Below are 16532 nucleotides of genomic sequence, written 5' to 3'. Positions count from 1 at the left end.
GTGTCAGGCGAAAAGGCTCAGGGCCTATTGCTCGCGGTCATCGCCGGGGTGACCGAGCTGGTTCTTGGCCGAGCGCACGCCCCGCAAGACAAGGTACAGAGCGCCGCCGCCAACCAGCAGAAAGCCGGCCACAGCCAGGCCGCCCATGCCGAAGGCCCACCACCAGAACAGGCCGCTGATGGGCAGCAGCACCAAGGCCACCAGAAGTTCGATGAAGATCAAGCGCATCTATCTGTCTCCCCCTTCGCTCAAGCACGCATATAGCCTTGTTGGTGTGTAAGAAATCGCTACGTGCATTCGAATGGCGAGAGGATAGCCCAAGAAGAAAAAAGGGTGTACAGGGTTCTGCAGACGCTGCATTTGCAGTCTGCGGGCCGAACCTGTGCGCCGCCTGACCTTGGGTCCTGGTGCGCTGCGCAGGCGCTCAGTACAGCCCGAGTTGCCGCGTTCTCAAGCGCGCCAGCCCCAGCAGCGCGTCGGTGAAGGGCGTTGCCACCGCCGTCAGCTCGCCCAGTTCGCGCACCACCGTTACCAGCGCATCGAGCTCCACCGAGCGCCCGGCTTCCACGTCCTGCAGCATCGAGGTCTTGAACGCTCCGAGCTTCATGGTGATCGCGTGCCGGTCTTCCGGGCTCTGCGTGATCTCGATACCGATGCGCCGCCCGATCTCCTTGGCCTCCAGCATCACCGCCGAGATGAAGCCGCGCACGTAGTCGTCGCCCATGATCAGGTCGGTGGTCGCACCCGTCAGCGCGCTGATCGGGTTCACCGTCATGTTGCCCCACAGCTTGAACCACACGTCCTTCTGGATCTGCGGCGACAGCGTGGTGTCGATGCCCGTGCTCTTAAGCAGTTCGACCAGCTTCTGCACGCGCGGCGTGGCCTCGCCCGAGGGCTCGCCCACGATCAGCCCGTTGCCGAAGTGATGCCGCACCACGCCCGGCCCGTCGAGCGAACAGCTTGCGTGCACCACGCAGCCGATCACGTTGCGCGACGGAATGGCCTTGGCAATGGCGCCTTCGGGGTCCACGGCCGCGAGCCGGTGGCCAGTGATCTCGCCGCCGAAGCCGCCTTCGAGGAACCACCACGGCACGCCGTTCATCGCGACCAGCACGATGGTGTCGGCGCCGATCAGCGGCCCGATGCGCTCCGCCACACCGGCTAAAGCCGGCGCCTTGACGGCGATGACCACCAGGTCTTGCACGCCGAGCGACTCGGGGTCGGCCACGGCATTGACGGGCACGCGCGTGCGCACGTCACCGCGCATCAAAGAGAGGCCGTCGCGCTGCAATGCTTCGAGCGTGGCGCCGCGTGCCACCACGTTCAGGCGTTGGCCCGCTTGCGCGAGGCCGACGCCGATCCATCCGCCGATCGCGCCGGCGCCGTAAATACAAATCTTCATGGGGTCCGTCGCTTCGGGTTCAGTTGCGGTACGTAGGGTCGATGCGGTCCACCTGGCGGACGAGCGCATTGAACACATCCTGCCCGGCGCCGTGCTCGGGGCTGAACTGCAGCGCGTCGCGCGTGCAGCGCTGCGCGATTTCCTCGCTCACCGGAATGGCGGCGCCCATCGAGAAGGTCGCCATCTGGATCTCGCAGGCGCGCTGCAGCGTCCACAAAATCGCAAAAGTCTGCGGCAGCGTCTGCCCCCAGGCCAGCAGGCCGTGGTTGCGCAGGATCACCGCGTTGCGGTCGCCAATGCTCTTGAGCAGGCGCGGGCCCTCGTCGGCATGGATGGTGATGCCCTCGAAGTCGTGGTACGCCACCATGCCGTGCAGCTGCGCGGTATAGAAATTGGTCTGCTGCAGGCCGCCCTGTAGGCAGGCCACCGCCACGCCGGCGGTCGTGTGCGTGTGCATCACGCAGTGCGCGCCGGGCAGGCCGTCGTGAATGGCCGCGTGCACCGTGAAGCCGGCCGGGTTCACCGGGTAGGTCGATCCGTCGAGCACCTTGCCATGCAGGTCGATCTTCACCAGGTTGCTGGCGGTGACTTCGCTGTAGTGCAGGCCGAAGGGGTTGATGAGGAACTGCTTCTCGCCACCCGTCACGCTGTCGGGCAGCCGCACCGTGATGTGGTTGTAGATCATCTCGACCCAGCCCAGCATCGCGAACACGCGATAGCAGGCCGCAAGCTCTTCGCGCGCGGCGCGCTCGTCGGGATGGATCGAGGGATGGACCAGCGCCGAGGCTGCTGGAGTGGCGAGTGTGTTCATGGCAGTTCCTTCATGTGTTTCAACCTTCCGCGGTGAAGCCGACCTCTTTCACGATCGGCGCCCACTTGGCGGTGTCTTTCTTGAGCAGTTCGGTCAGCTCGGCCGGCGTGGAAGACATCGCTTCCAGGCCGAAGGTGCCGAGGCCGTCGATCACGTCCTTCTGCGCCAGCGCGTTCTTCATGGCCGTGTTCAGCTTCGCCACCAGTTCGGGCGAGGCCTTGGCCGGCAGGAAGAAGGCGAACCATTCGCTGTGCGCCATGTCCTTGATGCTCTGTTCGCCGAAGGTCGGCACATCGGGCGCGAAGCGGCTGCGCTTGGCGCCAGACACGCCAAGGATGCGCACCTTGCCCGTCTGCAGATGCTGCGTGATGTCGCCGATGGGCCCCGACACCGCCGAGATGTTGCTGCCCAGCAGGTCGAGCATGGCCGGCTGCGTGCCGCGATACGCCGCGTGCTTGAGTTCGACGCCACCCTTCTGGCCCAGCAGCGCACCGATGAAGTGCGGCGTGGAGCCCGCGGCTGGCGAGCCGAAGTTGGCGCCCGCCGGGTTGGCCTTGGCCCAGGCCAGGAACTCGGGCACCGTTTTCACGCTGGCCGGTACGGCCGGGCCCACGGCAAAGCCGAAGTCGAAGATGCAGGCCAGGCTCACCGGCGTGATGTCGACCATCGGGTCGTACGGCAGCTTCTTGTAGATGTGCGGGTAGATCGTGAGGATCGAGGTCGGCGTCTGCAGGATGGTGCTGCCGTCGGCCGGGCGGCTCTTCACGTAGCTCACGGCAATCTGGCCGCCCGCGCCGGTGCGGTTCTCGACCACCACGGTCTTCGCGTATTCCGGACTGAGCCTGGTCGCCAGGCGCCGGCAGGTCGTGTCCGAGGTGCCCCCGGCCGCGAAGCCGGTGACGAGGGTGGCGGTCTCGATGTTCATCGCTTGCGCGAAAACATTCTGGCCAAGGCTGGCCATCAAGGCCGAGGCGCTGGTGGTCTGCAGGATCTGGCGGCGCGTGAAGCTCATGGTGTCTCTCTCCGGACGTTGGTTATGGAGGATCAAGACTCGTCGCGCAGCCAGGTGACCGCGCCCGAGTGGGTCACGGCGCCCTGGTGGGCAGGGCGCACGGTGAGCGCGTATTTTTCCAGCAAGCCACCTCGGGCGACCCCCACGTTTACCTCACGTCGGGCGAGCCGCGCGGCGATTTCCTCGGCCGAAAGGTCGACCGTGATCGAGCGCGCCTCGGCCCGCGCGTCGATGGCGATCACGTCGCCGTCGCGCAATGCCGCAATCGGGCCGCCGTCCGCCGCTTCGGGCCCCGCATAGCCAATGCACAGGCCGCGCGTCGCGCCGGAGAAGCGTCCGTCGGTCAGCAGCGCCACCTTGTCGCCCATGCCCTGCCCGTAGAGCAGGGCGGTAATGCCCAGCATCTCGCGCATGCCGGGGCTGCCCCTGGGGCCCTCGTTGCGGATCACGATCACGTCGCCCGCCTCGTACAGGCGGTTCTGCACCGCGGTCTGCGCTTCTTCCTCGGAGTTGAAGACGCGCGCCGGCCCGCGAAACATCAGGCCCTTGAGCCCCGCCGTCTTGAGCAGCGCGCCGTCTGGGCAGAGGTTGCCCTTGAGCACCGCCAGCCCGCCGTCGCGCGTGATCGGGTTGCCGGCCTCGCGCACCACGCGGCCGTCGGGCGCCAGCGCACCGGCCAGTTCCTCGGCCATCGTGCGGCCGGTGAAGGTGAGCGCGTCGCCATGCAGGAAGCCCTGCTCCAGCAGCGTGCGCAGGATGACGCCCGCGCCGCCGATATAGAACACGTCACGCGCGAGGTACTGGCCGCCCGGACGCAGGTCGGCGATGAGCGGCGTGCGGGCAAAAACCTCGGCAACGTCGTCTAGGTGGAACTTGATGCCCGCCTCGTGCGCAATCGCCGGCAGGTGCAGCGCCGCGTTGGTCGAGCCGCCCGTGGCCGAGACGATGGCGCAGGCGTTTTCCAGCGCCTTGCGCGTGACAATGTCGCGCGGCAATGGGCTGTCGCCCATCACCGCCTTCATCAGCGTCTTGGCGGCGCGACGCATCAGCGGCGCGCGTTCGCTGAACACGGCCGGCACCATGCTGGAGCCGATGGGCGCCAGGCCCAGCGCCTCCGACACCATGCCCATCGTGTTGGCCGTGAACTGCCCCGCGCACGCGCCGGCGGTAGGCAGGCAGGCGCGGCTCATCGCGTCGAGCTCGTCGTGCGTGGCGGTGCCGGCCAGCACCTTGCCGATGGTCTCGTAGGTGTCGACCACGTTCAGGTCACGCCCGTCGGGCCCCGGCATCTGGCCCGGCAATGCCGAGCCGCCGTGAACGAACACGCTCGGCACGTTGCAGCGGACCATGCCCATCATCAGCCCCGGCAGGTTCTTGTCGCACGCGCCGATGGCGAAGATGCCGTCCCACTGGTGGCCGCGCGTGGAGGCTTCCACGCTGTCGGCGATCAGCTCGCGCGAGATCAGCGAGAAGCGCATGCCCGAATGCGCCATCGTCAGCCCGTCGCTGATCGACACCACGGGGCATTCGTGCGGCGTGCCGCCGCCCGCGTAGATGCCGGTCTTGGCGTGCTGCGCCTGGTCGCGCAGGTTGAGGTTGCACGGGCTCATCTCGCCGCCCGTGTGGAACACGCCGATGTGCGGGCGCGCGATGTCCTCGTCGTCCTGGCCCAGCGCATGGAGAAAGCTGCGCGTGGTCGCGCGGATCGTGCCCTCGCGGATGGTGGCGGAGCGCAGGCGCTTGCTGTTCGGGTCGGTGGGCGTGGTCATCGGGCTGGCGTTGGTTGCTGGCTGGATTGCGGACAGGTCAGAACATGCCGTTCTTGTTCGCGGCGGTCTCGGGCACGGGCTGCACCACATCCCAGTGCTCGACGATCTTTCCGTTCTCCAGCTTGAAGATGTCGACGATGGCGCTGCCACGCGTGCCCGGTTCGCGCACCGAGTTGACGTGCAGGATCACGTAGTCGCCGTCGACAAAACTGCGCTTGATGTCGTTGTGCGACTTCGGAAACTTCTCGCGCAGGAACCCGATGAACTTGCGGAAGCCCTCGGGGCCATCGGCCGCTGTGGGGTTGTGCTGCACGTAGCGATTGCCCACGTACTGAAGGGCCGCGTCGGCGTCCTTCTGGTTCAGGCCTTTTTCGTAGAAGGCGAGCACGGTCTGGCGGTTGGCTTCCTGCTGGGCGGTGGGGCCCTGCTTGCCGGCGCTCATGGGGGCACAGGCGGCAAGGAACAGGGTGGCTGCTGCGGCCATGGCCGCCAAAGTCATGCGTTGCATCAAGGGTGCTCCGGTGTGAAGGAAATCAGTAGCCGTTGGGCGAGACTGCGCCCGGTGCGTTCTTGTACTTGGCCAGCAGCTGCTTCGCCGCCGCCGCCAGCACGATGGTGTCCACGCCCACCGCCACGAACAGCGCGCCGGCCGCGAGCCACTTGCGCGCCTGCTCCTCGGTGGTCGACAGGATGCCCGGCGCCTTGCCGGCCTTGCGGATGCGCGCGATGGCATCGGCGATCACGGCCTGCACCTCGGGATGGTTGGGCTGGCCCACGAAGCCCATCGAGGCCGACAGGTCGGCCGGGCCGATGAACACGCCGTCCACGCCCGGTGTGGCCGCGATGGCGTCGAGGTTCTTCATCGCCTCGACCGTCTCGGCCTGCACCAGCAGGCAGGTCTGCGCATTGGCTTCGTGCAGGTAGTTCGGGTAGGCCTGCCAGCGCGAGGCACGCGCCAATGCGCTGCCCATGCCGCGGATGCCTTCTGGCGGGTAGCGCATGCCCTGCACCATCCGCGCGGCCTGCTCGGCCGTGTCGACCATCGGCACCAGCAGCGTCTGCGCGCCGATGTCGAGGTACTGCTTGACCAGCGTGGTGTCGCCGACCGGAATGCGCACGATGGGGTGCGAGCGCTCTGCCTCGGCCTGTGCCGACCATGCGCTGGAGATGCCCTGCAGCTGGGCGAGCACCGAACGCACGTCGTTGGGCGCGTGCTCGCCGTCGACCAGCAGCCAGTCGTAGCCGGTGCCGGCCAGGATCTCGGCCACGTAGCCGTCGGCCAAGCCGACCCACAGGCCGATCTGGGGTTTGCCGGCCTGCAGGGCCTGCTTGAAGGTGTTGATGGGGGTGTGCATGGGTTTCTTTTCAGACGAAGCGGAAGGCGATGGAGCCGAGCGGGCCGTAGTCGGCATGGAAGGTGTCGCCCGGCACGGCAGTGGTGGGCCGCGTGAACGAGCCGCCCAAGACCACTTCGCCGGCCTCCAGGCATTCTTCCCACGGCGCGAGCTTGTTCGCGAGCCATGCCACGCCGGTGGCCGGATGATTGAGCACGGCCGCGGCCACGCCCGATTCCTCGATCACGCCGTTCTTGTAGAGCAGCGCGCTCACCCAGCGCAGATCCACAGCATCGGGCTTCACCGGCCGACCGCCCATCACGATGCCGGCATTGGCCGCGTTGTCGGAGATGGTGTCGAACACCTTGCGGGGCGCCTTGGTGTGGCGGTCGAACTGCTCGATGCGCGCGTCGATGATCTCGATGGCGGGCACCACGTAGTCGGTGGCGGCCAGCACATCGAAGATGGTCACGTTCGGGCCCTGCAGCTTCTTGCCGAGGATGAAGGCCAGCTCCACCTCGATGCGCGGCGCGATGAAACGCTTGAACGGGATGTCGCCGCCCTGTTCGAAGAACATGTCGTCGAGCAGCGTGCCGTAGTCGGGCTCGTCGATCTGGCTGGACTGCTGCATGGCGCGTGAGGTCAGGCCGATCTTGTGGCCGCGCACGATGCGCCCTTCGGCGATCTTGTTCTTAACCCATTCGCGCGAGATGGCATAGCCGTCCTCGATGGTCATTTCTGGAAAGCGCTTGGAGAAGTGCTCGACCTGCACGCGCGACTTTTCGCTTTCGTGCAGCTCGGCGGCCAGTTGGGCGATGGTGGCTTGGGGGAGCATGGGCTGGCTTCGTTCAGTTCTTGTTGAACAGGGGATGCAGGTTGCTGTGCTTGCCGTCGTACACCTGCCCCGGGCTTTCGTCGATCTGCAGCGTGATGCCGATGTGGCGCTTCTCGAAGATCGGCGCGAAATGCGCGCGAACATCGGCCAGCAGCTCGTCGCCGGCTTTCTTCTTCACCGCTTCGGAACGTCCCGCGGCCATGCGGATGTTGAGATACACGAAGGCGTAGTCGGCCTTGCCGTCGGCCACCGCGTAATGCGCGGCGGGGTAGGCCAGCACGCGCGTGCCGCCGATGGGGAATACCGGCTTGTCGGCTTCGTCGCGCTGCTTCAGCATGGTGTCGGCCAGCGTGCGGCACAGGGCCGACATGTCGGTCTCGGCCTCGATGTTCGGCGTGTAGAGGATCACGAGATGGGGCATGGGTGCTGCTCTCTTTTCGTTCATTCCACCGACATCGTCGCGGCAGTGCACGTCACGGCGAAGATCGGGATGGCCTTCATGTGGAAGATCTCGCCCTTGCCGCGCGCGGCCGCGGCCACGGTGATGAAGGTGCGGATCTCGAAGCCGCCCTGGCCCGCTTCGCGATAGGTGGCCTCATCGCCATAGTCGTTCTGCGAGAGCAGGCCCTCGCGGTCGTTGGCGCACCAGCGCTTCATGAACTCGGCGTCCCACTCGGCATTGACCTTGCCCGAATCGGGCGTGGCCGGCCAGTGCGAGATGCCGCCGGTGCCCACCAGCGCGATGCGCTCGGGCACCTTGTCGCAGGCGCGGCGCAATGCTTCGCCGAAGGCCCACGCACGGTGCAGCGGCGTGAGCGGCGGACCCTGGCAGTTGATGTTCACAGGGATGACCTTGGTGTCGAACTGCGGCGTGAGAAAGTTCAGCGGCACCATGATGCCGTGGTCGAACTTCCATTCTTCCGCGTAGGCCACGTCCACTGTCTGCATCACTTCGCGGATCAGGCGCTGCGACAGCGCAGCGTTGCCAGGAATCTTGTGCTTCTCGATGCCCAGCCACTTCGGGTCTTCGATCGGGCCTTCGTAGCTGTCGGCCATGCCGATCGCATAGGCCGGCATGTTGTTCATGAAGAAGTTCGCGAAGTGCTCGGCCGCGATCACGATCACCGCGTCGGGCTTCGTGGCGCGCATCGCCTCGCCGAAGCGGTGGAACTGCGCGTGGAACTCGTCCTTCACCGCCGGGTCGGCGAGATGCGCGCGGCCGGTGATGCCGGGGGCGTGGCTGCACACGCCTGCGAATACGAGACTCATACGCCTGCCACTTTCTCGTCGGTTCCGGTTGTCATTGCATAGATGCCCGCACGCACCGGGCCGTACTTGCGCACGCCTTCGCGCATGGCTTCGAGGTAGTCGGCCCATGGAATGCCGAGCAGCGGTGCGAAGTGCATCAGCAGTTGGCCATTGCAGCCCAGCACGTAGAGCTTGCCGATGTCGCCGGTGTCGATGGCCTCGCGTTCTTCGTCCGTGAAGTCATAGGCGCTCAGCAGCGCCGCGCGCGTCTCGCCGCCTTCGGCATAGCGGCGCTGCACTTCCTGCTCGCGATTCAGCGCAAACAAAAATTTCTGCATCGCATAGAGGCTCATCGTTCAGCCCTCCACCTGGATGTTGGCCTTGCGGATCACGTCGCCGTACTTCGCAATCTCGCTTTGGATGAAGGCCGCAAAACGCTCCGGAGTGCCCGACAGCGACGCGATGCCTCCCTTGTGGAAGGCCTCCGTCACTACCGGCCCCGCCAGCGCGCGGTTCACTTCGGCGTTCATGCGCTGCACCACGGCGTCGGGCGTGCCGGCGGGCGCCAGCAGACCGTTCCACGAATTGGACTCGATGGGCACACCCTGTTCCGCCAGTGTGGGTATGGCCGGTGCGTACTGCGAGCGCTGCGCTGTCGCCATGCCCAGCGCGACGAGCTTGCCGTTCTGGATGTGGCTGCGGAACTCGGGCCAGTTGCCGAACATCATCGTCACCTGACCGCCGAGCAGGTCGGTGAGCGCCGGGCCCTGGCCCTTGTAGGGCACGTGCACGATGTCCAGGCCCATCTGCAGCTTGAGCATCTCGCCCGACAGGTGGGCCGAGGTGCCGTTGCCGAAGGAGGCGAAGCTCAGCGTGCCGGGTTTCGCCTTTGCCTGGTTGCGCAGGTCGGCGAGCGTCTTCAGCCCGCTGGCCGGATGCGTGGCGAGCACGTGCTCCGACATGCCCATGAGCGCGACGGGGCGCAGGTCCTTCTGCGTGTCGTAGGGCAGCTTGCGGATCAGCGTCTGGTTGGCCGTGAAGCTGTTGGCCACGCAGACGAAGGTGTAGCCGTCGGGCGCGGCCTTGGCGGCCGCATCGACGCCGATCACCGTGCCTGCGCCGGGCTTGTTGTCGACGATGACAGGCTGGCCCAGCGTCTTCGACAGTTCGACGCCGACGAGGCGCGCGACGAAGTCGGTGGTGCCGCCGGGCGTGAAGGGCACGATCACGCGGATCGGCTTGTTGGGCCACGTGCCCTGCGCACGCGCCAGCGAGGGCAGGGCCGCCAATGCGACCGCGCCTTGCAGCAGCGCGCGGCGTTGCATGTTCACGCTACGCCCCAGTGCGGAATGTGGTGCGAGCCCAGCGACACCGCCACGTTCTTCGGTTCGCAGAAGACTTCGTAGCTCCAGGTGCCGCCTTCGCGTCCCGTGCCCGAAGCCTTGGTTCCGCCGAAGGGCTGGCGCAGGTCGCGCACGTTCTGGCTGTTGACGAAGCACATACCGGCTTCCACGGCTGCGGCCACGCGGTGCGCCTTGCCGATGTTCTCCGTCCACACGTAGCTGCTCAGCCCGTACTGGATGTCGTTGGCCAGGCGGATGGCATCGGCCTCGTCCTTGAACGGAATCAGGCAGGCGACCGGGCCGAAGATTTCGTCCTGCGCGATCTTCATGCGGTTGTCGACATCGGCGAACACGGTGGGCACCACGTAGTTGCCCTTCTTCACGCGGTCGGGCAGGTTGCCCGGCGCTTCGAGGCCGCCGCACAGCAGCGTCGCGCCTTCCTTCGGGCCCAGCTCGATGTAGCTGCGCACCTTGGCCAGGTGGGCCTGCGAGATCATCGGGCCGACGATGGTCTTCTCGTCCAGCGGGTCGCCCACGGTGATGCGCTTCGCGCGCTCCGCGAACTTCGCCGCGAAGTCGGCATAGATCGACTGCTGCACCAGGATGCGCGAGCCGGCCGTGCAGCGCTCGCCGTTGTTGCTGAAGATCATGAACACGGCCGCGTCGAGCGCGCGGTCGAGGTCGGCGTCGTCGAAGATCACGAAGGGGCTCTTGCCGCCCAGCTCCATGCTGAACTTCTTCAGGCCCGCGCTCTTCACGATGCGGTTGCCGGTGGCGGTGGAGCCGGTGAATGAAATGGCGCGCACGTCGGGGTGCGCCACCAGCGGTTCGCCAGCTTCCTTGCCGTAGCCGTGCACGAGGTTCAGCACACCGGTCGGAATGCCAGCTTCGAGTGCCAGCTCGCCCAGGCGCGCGGCCGTCAGCGGCGAGAGTTCGCTCATCTTCAACACGGCCGTGTTGCCGAAGGCCAGGCAGGGCGCGACCTTCCAGGTGGCCGTCATGAAGGGCACGTTCCACGGGCTGATGAGCGCGCACACGCCCACCGGATGGAACAGCGTGTAGTTCAGGTGCGTGGGCGTTGGGTAGGTGTGGCCGTCCACGCGCGTGCACATCTCGGCGAAGTAGTAGAAGTTGTCGGCCGCGCGTGGAATGAGCTGCTTGCCGGTCTGCGCGATGACCTGGCCGCAGTCGTTGGTCTCGGTCTGCGCGATCTCGGGCACGTGCTTGGCGATCAGGTCGCCGAGCTTGCGGATCAGCTTCGCGCGCTCGGGCGCGGGCATGCCGGCCCACTTCGGAAAGGCTTCCTTGGCGGCGGCCACGGCCGCGTTCACTTCGGCTTCGCCGCCAGAGGCGACCTCGGCCAGCACTTCCTGCGTGGCGGGGTTGACGGTTTCGAAGTAGTCCGTGCCGGCCACGCTCTTGCCGGCGATCAGGTGATCGACTCTCATGCTTTTCCTTGAATGGTGTTCTGGAGAGCGCCGATGCGCTCGATCTCGGTGACGACGATGTCGCCCGGCTGGCAATCGACCACGCCGTCGGGCGTGCCGGTGAGGATCAGGTCGCCCGGCGACAGCGTCATGAAGCGGCTGAAGTACTCGATGAGGAAGGGCGCATCGAAGATCATGTCGCGCGTGTTGCCCTGCTGCGTGACGGTGCCGTTGACCGTGGTGCGCAGCGCGAGGGCCATGGGGTCGGGCACGTCGGCGGCGTCGACGAACCACGGGCCCAGTGGCGTGCAGGTGTCGCGGTTCTTCACGCGCAGGTTGGGGCGGTACCAGTTCTCGAGGTAGTCGCGGATGGCGTAGTCGTTGGCCACCGTGTAGCCGACGATGAAGTCGTAGGCATCGTCGCGCTTCACGTTCTTCGCGGTCTTGCCGACGACGATGGCGAGCTCGCATTCGTAGTGCATGAACTTCACATCGGCCGGGCGGTGCGTGTGCTGGCGGTGGCCGATCAGCGTGCTCTGTCCCTTGACGAACACGAGGGGTTCTTCAGGGGCCTTGAATTCGAGTTCCTTCGCGTGGTCGGCGTAGTTGAGGCCGAGCGCGAGGATGGTGCGTGGGCGTGCCGTCGGCGCGAGCGGGGGCAGCCAGACGAGCTGGTCCTGCGGTACGACGCGGCCGTCGTTCAGGCGCACGGCGGCGTCCGGCTGGCCGTTGAACTCGTGGCTCGTGCCGGTGTGCTCGCGGCCTTCGAAGATGACGCGTGCGTGCTTCATGCGGCTTCCTTCACCAGCGTGTTGCTCAGTGTCTCGAACCCCGGCGCGGAGATGTCGATGCGCTCGCCCGCGCGGGCGAGCGGGCGGCCGAGATCGCAGCCGAGCATCAGCACGTCGCCGTGCGCGAGCGTCATGAAATCGCCGACGTCGGCGAGCAACTGCTGCGCCGGCCGCACGAGTTGCGAGAAGTCGATGGACTGCTTCAGTTCGCCGTTGATGCGCACCTCGACGCGGAAGCTCGCCGGGTCGGCGACCTCCTGTGCATCGCGCAGCACGGGGCCGATGCCCAGGAAGCCGTCGACGCACTTGAACTTGACCGGTGGGCGGAAGAAGCTCGCGTGCGGAATCGAAAGATCGTTCATCAGCACGAAGCCTTCGACGTCGCCCTCGGCGCCGATCACCATGCCGATGCTCGCGCCGACTTCCACCTCGGGCACCGCTGCCGGCACGGCGATGTCGCTGCCGTGCGGGCTCCAGGTGTTGGCTGTCTTCACATAGAGCACGGGCGCTTTCGGCGACGCCTTGTAGGGCGGCTGCGTCATCTGCGGCGTGAGCGCATCCACTTCGGCGCGGAAGTTCAGCAGGGTGCCGTACACCGTGCCTGTAGGCAGGAAATGGCTCATGGCGAGGGTTGCTCCAGTGCGATCAGTTCGTCGAGCAGCCCATAGAGCTGCGTGAGCTTGGCCTTGCCGAGCGACTTCTCCATCCAGTCGTAGTGCGATTCGATGCTGGTCGACAGGCGCTTCACGAGTTTCATGCCGTGCGGCGTGGCCTCGACCACGGTGCGGCGCTGGTCGGCCGGATCGCGGGCGCGGGTGATGAGGTTGTCGCGCTCCATGCGCGCGAGCACGCCGGTGAGGCTGGGCCCGAGGATGAAGGCCTCGCGCGCGACGCGGCCGGTATCGACCGCGCCGTGCTCGCCCAGCACGCGCAGCACCCGCCATTGCTGGTCGGACAGCGCGTGCTCGCGCAGGCTGGGCCGGGTGTGGGCCATCACGGCTTCGCGGGCCTGCAGCAGCAGGCGCGGCAAATTGCGGTGCGTGAATGTCGTGCTCAAGGCTCGTCTTTCTCGAAATTACTTAACATGTTAAATGATTGGCCGATTCTTTCCAAGGCGCCACGTATCAGGGTTTGTGCGGACACCTAAACTCGCCGCATGGCCAAGGACAAAACACTTTTCGTCTGCAGCGAATGCGGCGGCACCAGCCCCAAGTGGCTCGGCAAATGCCCGAGCTGCGGCGCCTGGAACACACTCATCGAGCAGGTCGCGGGCGCGGGCAACGGGCCGGCCAACAACCGCTTTGGCACGCAGTTCGCGTCGCTCGCGGGCGCAGCGGAACTCGCGACTCTTTCCGAAATCGAGGCGACTGACATCGCGCGCACCCCCACCGGCATCGACGAGCTCGACCGCGTGCTGGGCGGCGGCATTGTCTCGGGCGGCGTCACGCTGATCGGCGGCGACCCGGGCATCGGCAAGTCGACGCTGCTGCTGCAGGCGGTCGATGCGCTGCAGCGCGCAGGGCAGAACGCGCTCTACGTCACGGGCGAGGAAAGCGGCTCGCAGGTGGCGCTGCGCTCCAGGCGGCTCGGCCTCGATCACTCGCAGGTGCAGGTGCTGGCCGAGATCCAGCTCGAGAAAATCATCGCCACGCTCGACGCCACGCGCCCGGCCATCGCGGTGATCGACTCGATCCAGACTGTGTATTCCGACCAGCTCACCTCCGCGCCAGGCTCGGTGGCGCAGGTGCGCGAATGCGCGGCTCACCTTACGCGCTTTGCCAAGACCAGCGGCACGGCCGTGGTGCTGGTGGGCCACGTGACGAAGGAGGGCGCGCTCGCAGGCCCGCGCGTGCTCGAGCACATGGTCGACACGGTGCTGTACTTCGAGGGCGACACGCATTCGAGCTTTCGCCTCGTGCGCGCCATCAAGAACCGCTTCGGCGCGGTCAACGAGATCGGCGTGTTCGCCATGACCGAGCGCGGCCTGAAGGGCGTGACCAACCCGAGCGCGATCTTCCTGAGCCAGCACCCCGAGCCGGTGCCCGGCAGCGTGGTGCTGGTCACGCTCGAAGGCACGCGGCCGATGCTGGTGGAAATCCAGGCGCTGGTCGACAACGGCGGCCCCAGCCCGCGCCGCCTGTCGGTGGGCCTGGACCGCGACCGCCTCGCCATGCTGCTGGCCGTGCTGCACCGCCATGCGGGCGTGGCCTGCATGGACCAGGACGTGTTCGTCAACGCGGTGGGCGGCGTGCGCATCAGCGAGCCCGCGGCCGACCTGGCCGTGATGCTGGCCATCACCTCGAGCCTGCGCGGCAAGCCGCTGCCCAAGGGTTTCATCGCGTTCGGTGAAGTGGGCCTGGCCGGCGAGGTGCGCCCCGCGCCGCGCGGGCAGGAGCGTTTGCGCGAAGCGGCCAAGCTGGGTTTTAGCGTGGCCGTGGTGCCCAAGGCGAATGCGCCGCGCAAGGGCACGAAAGAGATCGAAGGTTTGACGATCCACCCCGTCGAACGCATCGAAGAGGCGATGGACGTGGTCCGCCGCCTCGATTGACCATCGGGAAAAAATGCCCGGCGCGCCTGTGACGCGCCGGGCTACCCTCCCTATCCCCCGATGTGTTTCGTGAACGCCGGTCCGCTGCTGGGCACGCATTGGCCGCTGCCCAACGTGGCCGGGTTCATCGTGTACTGGCACTCCGGGTTGTCGCCGCGGCTGCCGGTGGCGTTCGCCATGCCGGTGCCTTGCGAGCCTGCGACCCGGGTTGCCTCTCCCTGAAACTGTTCGCGGCCGTCCATGCTGCTGATTGCCGTGCCGACGAGCGTGAGACGAACGAATGTGACGGAACGCGGAATGGTCATACGCTTTTCGGTGGCCCGGGCTTGCTGAGCCCGTGAAGCGAAATGTGCCGCGTGGCGCTCGCGGGCCATGCGCTTTTCGGGGTGAGTACCGTTCGGCGCGCCCGGCGGTAGTCAGGGCCGCTACTTCGGGCGCCTGCCTCGGGCGGCGACAATGCGCGCCATGAATTTCAAGAAACTTCTGGTGCCCGTGGGCGCCATCCTTCTCCTGGGGCTGGCCTGGCGCAGCGGCGGTTGGGGTGGCGTTGCCCTGGCCGGCGGCGCGATCGTGATGTTTTTGCTGCTGCACTTCAACCGCGCGATGCAGGTGCTCAAGCGCGCGGCCGAACGGCCGGTGGGCTATGTGGCCAGCGCGGTGATGCTCAATGCCAAGCTCAAGCCGGGCGTGACGCTGATGCACGTGATCGCGATGACGCGCGCCCTCGGCGAGCTGCGCTCGCCGAAAGACGAGCAGCCCGAGCACTACCGCTGGACCGACGGCGGCGGCTCGTATGTCGACACCGTGTTCAACGGCGGCAAGCTGCAGAGCTGGACGATGACGCGGCCCGAAACGGCGCCCGAAGACGACAGCACGCAGACCCCCGCGGCCTGATCAGCCCGCGCCCGCCTTGCGCCGCGGCTGGCGCCATGGCGGATTCGCCTTCGCATGGTGGCGCGCTTCCTTCACGAACTCGGTGCACACGTGCGTCATGAGATCGGCCGAGCGGTAGACCAGGAACACGTCGAAGTCCGGCAGCGCATCGGTAATCGGCAGCTTCTCCAGCAGGCCGGGCTGCAGCCGCAGCGGCCCCGCGCCGTGGAAGACGAAATCCGACCACATGCTGATCAGGTCGGTCTGCGTGGCCAACTGCAGGCCCAGCAGGTTCGAGGCGCTGTGCACCATGCGCGTGGGCATCTCCAGGCCGTGCATGTTCATCGTGCTCACCAGCGGACTGCCGGCGTCGTCGATGGGGTCGAGCACCAGCCAGTCGGCGTCGAGCAGCGGCTGCAGTTTGCGCACGCGCCGCAGCGGATGGCCGGCGCGCACGCTCAGGTGCATCGCCACTGAAAAAAGCGGCTCCCACTGGAAGGCGCCGGCGCCGGGCCCGTTGCAGGTGGAAATCAGCCCCAGGTCGAGCCGGCCCTCGCGCAGGCCTTCGAAGATCTGCTGCGGCCGCAGCTCGAAGCCGCGCATCGCCACATTGGGAAAGCGCTGGCGAAACGAAGCCATCGCATCGGGCAGCGGCCCGCTCGATGCCACTGCGGTGAAGCCGATGTTGAGCTGCGCCTCGTCGTGCCCGCGGATCGCCTCGATGTCTTCCAGCGCATGCCGCAGCTCCTGCTCGACCAGGCTCGCGCGCTTGACCAGCGCCACGCCATAGGCCGTGAGGCTCACGCCGCGCGTGGAGCGCGACATCAGCGTCACGCCGAGTTCGCGCTCCAGTTCGGAGATGGTTTTCGACAGCGCGGGTTGCGTGGTGTGCAGGCTGCGCGACGCCTCATGGATGCTGCCGTGCTGTGCCACCGCCAGCAGAACGCGCAACTGTTGCAGCTTCATCGTGGTGCCGATCTCCCGAAAAAATGCGTTCTTGGGGTTGTCCCGATGGCTTCCGGCGCCGATTTATGACGGGGATGCCGTTTGGTTATCAGCATGAAAATTTGTGATTCTTTGCCACGGCGCTTTGCCTGAATACTCCGCCGCCAGAGGCCGATCCGGCCCCCCGCAACCTG

20 protein-coding genes are annotated in these 16532 nt (G+C 66.9%); 2 read left to right on the top strand and 18 right to left on the bottom strand.

What is annotated here, in order from left to right; all coding sequences use genetic code 11:
• Positions 1 to 24: 24 nt before the first annotated feature.
• The 16 genes from ACSFBF_RS24995 to hpaR form a co-directional block, all read right to left on the bottom strand.
• Complete coding sequence (locus tag ACSFBF_RS24995; RefSeq protein ID WP_176928761.1) at positions 25 to 228, bottom strand: hypothetical protein; 204 nt, start codon at positions 226 to 228, stop codon at positions 25 to 27.
• Positions 229 to 424: 196 nt separating this feature from the next.
• On the bottom strand, positions 425 to 1402 hold the full coding sequence (locus ACSFBF_RS24990; protein ID WP_435471712.1) for a 2-dehydropantoate 2-reductase: 978 nt from the start codon (positions 1400 to 1402) through the stop codon (positions 425 to 427).
• A 19-nt stretch (positions 1403 to 1421) separates the two neighbouring features.
• Positions 1422 to 2213: a class II aldolase/adducin family protein gene (locus ACSFBF_RS24985; protein WP_435471710.1), complete on the bottom strand. Its 792-nt coding sequence runs from the start codon at positions 2211 to 2213 to the stop codon at positions 1422 to 1424.
• 19 nt (positions 2214 to 2232) lie between these two features.
• Complete coding sequence (locus ACSFBF_RS24980; RefSeq protein ID WP_435471708.1) at positions 2233 to 3225, bottom strand: Bug family tripartite tricarboxylate transporter substrate binding protein; 993 nt, start codon at positions 3223 to 3225, stop codon at positions 2233 to 2235.
• Between the two features lie 32 nt (positions 3226 to 3257).
• Positions 3258 to 4994, bottom strand: coding sequence for a dihydroxy-acid dehydratase (gene ilvD, locus ACSFBF_RS24975; protein WP_435471706.1), 1737 nt, complete (start codon positions 4992 to 4994; stop codon positions 3258 to 3260).
• Positions 4995 to 5031: 37 nt separating this feature from the next.
• Positions 5032 to 5502 (bottom strand): nuclear transport factor 2 family protein, encoded by a 471-nt coding sequence (locus ACSFBF_RS24970; protein ID WP_435471704.1) that lies wholly within the window; start codon positions 5500 to 5502, stop codon positions 5032 to 5034.
• A 25-nt stretch (positions 5503 to 5527) separates the two neighbouring features.
• Positions 5528 to 6349: a 4-hydroxy-2-oxoheptanedioate aldolase gene (gene hpaI, locus ACSFBF_RS24965; RefSeq protein ID WP_435471702.1), complete on the bottom strand. Its 822-nt coding sequence runs from the start codon at positions 6347 to 6349 to the stop codon at positions 5528 to 5530.
• Between the two features lie 10 nt (positions 6350 to 6359).
• A complete protein-coding gene (gene hpaH, locus ACSFBF_RS24960; RefSeq protein WP_435471700.1) occupies positions 6360 to 7163 on the bottom strand; it encodes a 2-oxo-hept-4-ene-1,7-dioate hydratase in 804 nt (267 codons plus the stop codon).
• A 13-nt stretch (positions 7164 to 7176) separates the two neighbouring features.
• Positions 7177 to 7584 (bottom strand): 5-carboxymethyl-2-hydroxymuconate Delta-isomerase, encoded by a 408-nt coding sequence (locus ACSFBF_RS24955; protein WP_435471698.1) that lies wholly within the window; start codon positions 7582 to 7584, stop codon positions 7177 to 7179.
• A gap of 20 nt (positions 7585 to 7604) precedes the next feature.
• A complete protein-coding gene (locus ACSFBF_RS24950; RefSeq protein ID WP_435471696.1) occupies positions 7605 to 8432 on the bottom strand; it encodes a DODA-type extradiol aromatic ring-opening family dioxygenase in 828 nt (275 codons plus the stop codon).
• Complete coding sequence (locus ACSFBF_RS24945; RefSeq protein ID WP_093175568.1) at positions 8429 to 8764, bottom strand: aromatic ring-opening dioxygenase subunit LigA; 336 nt, start codon at positions 8762 to 8764, stop codon at positions 8429 to 8431. The genes ACSFBF_RS24950 and ACSFBF_RS24945 overlap by 4 nt, the downstream gene beginning before the upstream one ends.
• A 3-nt stretch (positions 8765 to 8767) precedes the next feature.
• Positions 8768 to 9736: a tripartite tricarboxylate transporter substrate binding protein gene (locus ACSFBF_RS24940; protein WP_435471844.1), complete on the bottom strand. Its 969-nt coding sequence runs from the start codon at positions 9734 to 9736 to the stop codon at positions 8768 to 8770.
• A 2-nt stretch (positions 9737 to 9738) separates the two neighbouring features.
• Positions 9739 to 11202: a 5-carboxymethyl-2-hydroxymuconate semialdehyde dehydrogenase gene (gene hpaE / locus ACSFBF_RS24935; RefSeq protein WP_435471694.1), complete on the bottom strand. Its 1464-nt coding sequence runs from the start codon at positions 11200 to 11202 to the stop codon at positions 9739 to 9741.
• Positions 11199 to 11972 carry a fumarylacetoacetate hydrolase family protein gene (locus tag ACSFBF_RS24930; RefSeq protein WP_435471692.1) on the bottom strand — a complete coding sequence of 258 codons (774 nt, stop codon included), beginning with the start codon at positions 11970 to 11972 and terminating at the stop codon, positions 11199 to 11201. The genes hpaE and ACSFBF_RS24930 overlap by 4 nt, the downstream gene beginning before the upstream one ends.
• Positions 11969 to 12595, bottom strand: a complete 627-nt coding sequence (locus ACSFBF_RS24925; RefSeq protein ID WP_435471690.1) for a fumarylacetoacetate hydrolase family protein — start codon at positions 12593 to 12595, stop codon at positions 11969 to 11971. Before ACSFBF_RS24925 ends, ACSFBF_RS24930 begins: the two co-directional genes overlap by 4 nt.
• Positions 12592 to 13029: a homoprotocatechuate degradation operon regulator HpaR gene (gene hpaR, locus ACSFBF_RS24920; protein WP_435471688.1), complete on the bottom strand. Its 438-nt coding sequence runs from the start codon at positions 13027 to 13029 to the stop codon at positions 12592 to 12594. The genes ACSFBF_RS24925 and hpaR overlap by 4 nt, the downstream gene beginning before the upstream one ends.
• A 99-nt stretch (positions 13030 to 13128) precedes the next feature.
• Between hpaR and radA the strand changes: the two genes are divergently transcribed.
• A complete protein-coding gene (radA, locus tag ACSFBF_RS24915; RefSeq protein ID WP_435471686.1) occupies positions 13129 to 14520 on the top strand; it encodes a DNA repair protein RadA in 1392 nt (463 codons plus the stop codon).
• A gap of 50 nt (positions 14521 to 14570) precedes the next feature.
• Here radA and ACSFBF_RS24910 read toward each other — a convergent pair whose 3' ends face one another.
• Entirely contained in the window at positions 14571 to 14894 is a 324-nt protein-coding gene (locus ACSFBF_RS24910) for a hypothetical protein (protein WP_435471684.1), read from the bottom strand.
• Positions 14895 to 14976: 82 nt separating this feature from the next.
• Here ACSFBF_RS24910 and ACSFBF_RS24905 point away from each other — a divergent pair, with 82 nt between their 5' ends.
• Entirely contained in the window at positions 14977 to 15414 is a 438-nt protein-coding gene (locus ACSFBF_RS24905; RefSeq protein ID WP_435471683.1) for a glycerate kinase, read from the top strand.
• Here the strand turns inward: ACSFBF_RS24905 and ACSFBF_RS24900 are convergent, their stop codons facing one another.
• Positions 15415 to 16359 carry a LysR family transcriptional regulator gene (locus tag ACSFBF_RS24900; protein WP_435471681.1) on the bottom strand — a complete coding sequence of 315 codons (945 nt, stop codon included), beginning with the start codon at positions 16357 to 16359 and terminating at the stop codon, positions 15415 to 15417.
• Between the last annotated feature and the right edge of the window lie 173 nt (positions 16360 to 16532).

Source organism: Variovorax nivicola (assembly GCF_051216475.1).
Classification (GTDB): Bacteria; Pseudomonadota; Gammaproteobacteria; order Burkholderiales; family Burkholderiaceae_C; genus Variovorax.
The sequence above is the reverse complement of the archived record's forward strand: the minus strand, read 5'-3'. Positions and strand labels throughout refer to the sequence as shown.

Bases quoted from the DNA above. Each gene is read 5' to 3' on its own strand.
- ACSFBF_RS24995 (WP_176928761.1), bottom strand. From the start codon at position 228: ATGCGCTTGATCTTCATCGAACTTCTGGTGGCCTTGGTGCTGCTGCCC.
- ACSFBF_RS24990 (WP_435471712.1), bottom strand. From the start codon at position 1,402: ATGAAGATTTGTATTTACGGCGCCGGCGCGATCGGCGGATGGATCGGC.
- ACSFBF_RS24985 (WP_435471710.1), bottom strand. From the start codon at position 2,213: ATGAACACACTCGCCACTCCAGCAGCCTCGGCGCTGGTCCATCCCTCG.
- ACSFBF_RS24980 (WP_435471708.1), bottom strand. From the start codon at position 3,225: ATGAGCTTCACGCGCCGCCAGATCCTGCAGACCACCAGCGCCTCGGCC.
- ilvD (WP_435471706.1), bottom strand. From the start codon at position 4,994: ATGACCACGCCCACCGACCCGAACAGCAAGCGCCTGCGCTCCGCCACC.
- ACSFBF_RS24970 (WP_435471704.1), bottom strand. From the start codon at position 5,502: ATGCAACGCATGACTTTGGCGGCCATGGCCGCAGCAGCCACCCTGTTC.
- hpaI (WP_435471702.1), bottom strand. From the start codon at position 6,349: ATGCACACCCCCATCAACACCTTCAAGCAGGCCCTGCAGGCCGGCAAA.
- hpaH (WP_435471700.1), bottom strand. From the start codon at position 7,163: ATGCTCCCCCAAGCCACCATCGCCCAACTGGCCGCCGAGCTGCACGAA.
- ACSFBF_RS24955 (WP_435471698.1), bottom strand. From the start codon at position 7,584: ATGCCCCATCTCGTGATCCTCTACACGCCGAACATCGAGGCCGAGACC.
- ACSFBF_RS24950 (WP_435471696.1), bottom strand. From the start codon at position 8,432: ATGAGTCTCGTATTCGCAGGCGTGTGCAGCCACGCCCCCGGCATCACC.
- ACSFBF_RS24945 (WP_093175568.1), bottom strand. From the start codon at position 8,764: ATGAGCCTCTATGCGATGCAGAAATTTTTGTTTGCGCTGAATCGCGAG.
- ACSFBF_RS24940 (WP_435471844.1), bottom strand. From the start codon at position 9,736: ATGCAACGCCGCGCGCTGCTGCAAGGCGCGGTCGCATTGGCGGCCCTG.
- hpaE (WP_435471694.1), bottom strand. From the start codon at position 11,202: ATGAGAGTCGATCACCTGATCGCCGGCAAGAGCGTGGCCGGCACGGAC.
- ACSFBF_RS24930 (WP_435471692.1), bottom strand. From the start codon at position 11,972: ATGAAGCACGCACGCGTCATCTTCGAAGGCCGCGAGCACACCGGCACG.
- ACSFBF_RS24925 (WP_435471690.1), bottom strand. From the start codon at position 12,595: ATGAGCCATTTCCTGCCTACAGGCACGGTGTACGGCACCCTGCTGAAC.
- radA (WP_435471686.1), top strand. From the start codon at position 13,129: ATGGCCAAGGACAAAACACTTTTCGTCTGCAGCGAATGCGGCGGCACC.
- ACSFBF_RS24910 (WP_435471684.1), bottom strand. From the start codon at position 14,894: ATGGCCCGCGAGCGCCACGCGGCACATTTCGCTTCACGGGCTCAGCAA.
- ACSFBF_RS24905 (WP_435471683.1), top strand. From the start codon at position 14,977: ATGCGCGCCATGAATTTCAAGAAACTTCTGGTGCCCGTGGGCGCCATC.
- ACSFBF_RS24900 (WP_435471681.1), bottom strand. From the start codon at position 16,359: ATGAAGCTGCAACAGTTGCGCGTTCTGCTGGCGGTGGCACAGCACGGC.